At 45.2% G+C, this 1,207-nt stretch carries 2 protein-coding genes; both read left to right on the top strand.

The window, feature by feature from the left end; genetic code table 11:
• The first annotated feature begins 70 nt into the window (after nt 1-70).
• The gene (locus tag ACYUJT_RS25365) at nt 71-388 is read left to right on the top strand and encodes a transposase (protein ID WP_460327711.1); all 318 of its coding nucleotides are present in this window, start codon (nt 71-73) and stop codon (nt 386-388) included.
• Nucleotides 274-1,207: IS3 family transposase (locus tag ACYUJT_RS25360; RefSeq protein ID WP_460327714.1), on the top strand; the 934-nt coding region annotated here is incomplete at its 3' end. The genes ACYUJT_RS25365 and ACYUJT_RS25360, both read left to right, overlap by 115 nt.

The raw sequence follows: 1,207 nt of genomic DNA, 5'->3' as shown, positions 1-1,207 counted from the left end.
TGCAGCTAGAATAAAAAGTGGACACCTGTTAACAGACTGGAGATAATGAGACCAACGGAGGTGTGTCCACATGGGCGAGCAAAGACAACGGTATAACGAAGAGTTCAAAAAACAAACGGTACGGTTCATCCAGGAGCAAACAAAAACGGTAGCGGAATTATCGGAGGAACTGAATATTCCTCGAAGTACACTACATCAATGGATGAGCCAATACCGAGAATTAAAACATGAGCCAGCAGCGAGTGTAGATCGCGTTCGGGAGCTAGAAGCCCAATTACAAAAAATGAATCAACAATTGCAGGAAAGAGATCAGAAAATCGCCGATGTAGAAGAAGAACTCGCTATCGTAAAAAAAGCAGTGCACATCTTCAGCAAACCAAAGAATTAAGATTCCGGTTTATTGAGGAACATCGCTCCGAGTTCCCTTTGGAGAAGATGTGCGCTGTTCTTCAGGTGTCCCGGAGCGGTTATTACAGATGGAAAACCAAGAAACCTAGCTCACAAAAACTCAGAAAAGATGCCGTCATGGAGCGGATTCGGTATCATTTCACTGACCACAACAAACGTTATGGCAGTCCCAAAATCACTCGTCTTTTGCACCAGGAAGGGCACGCCGTTACGGAGAGAACTGTAAGTGTTTATATGCGCGAAATGCAGCTTCGTTCCATCGTATCCAAGAAGTATCGAGTGCGTACGACAGATTCCAACCATAGCCACCCGATCGAGCCGAATCATCTGAACCAACAGTTCAAGGTAATCAAACCCAATACCGTCTGGGTAACCGACATCACGTATATTCCCTGCCGAGAAGGTCGTTTGTATCTCGCAAGTGTGATGGATCTTTGTACTCGAGAAATTGTAGGATGGCACTTGGCTGATCATATGGAAACAAGTTTGGCTCTAGGCGCCTTGCAGGCTGCTTACGAAGCGAAACGTCCCGGTAAAGGACTGCTGCATCACTCTGACCGTGGAACCCAATACACCTCCAACGAATACCGAGAGCAACTGAAAACATACCGAATGACTTCCAGTATGAGCCGAAAAGGCAACTGCTACGATAATGCTTGCATCGAGTCTTGGCACAGTATTTTGAAGAAAGAACTCATCTATTGTAATGCACGTTTTAAGACCAAGGAACAGGCATACCATGCGTTATTTCAATACATTGAATTTTATTACAACCGCAAGCGAATGCATGGTGCACTTG

Source organism: Paenibacillus sp. YSY-4.3 (genome assembly GCF_054767475.1).
The sequence above is the reverse complement of the archived record's forward strand: the minus strand, read 5'-3'. Positions and strand labels throughout refer to the sequence as shown.

Bases quoted from the DNA above. Each gene is read 5' to 3' on its own strand.
- ACYUJT_RS25365 (WP_460327711.1), top strand. From the start codon at position 71: ATGGGCGAGCAAAGACAACGGTATAACGAAGAGTTCAAAAAACAAACG.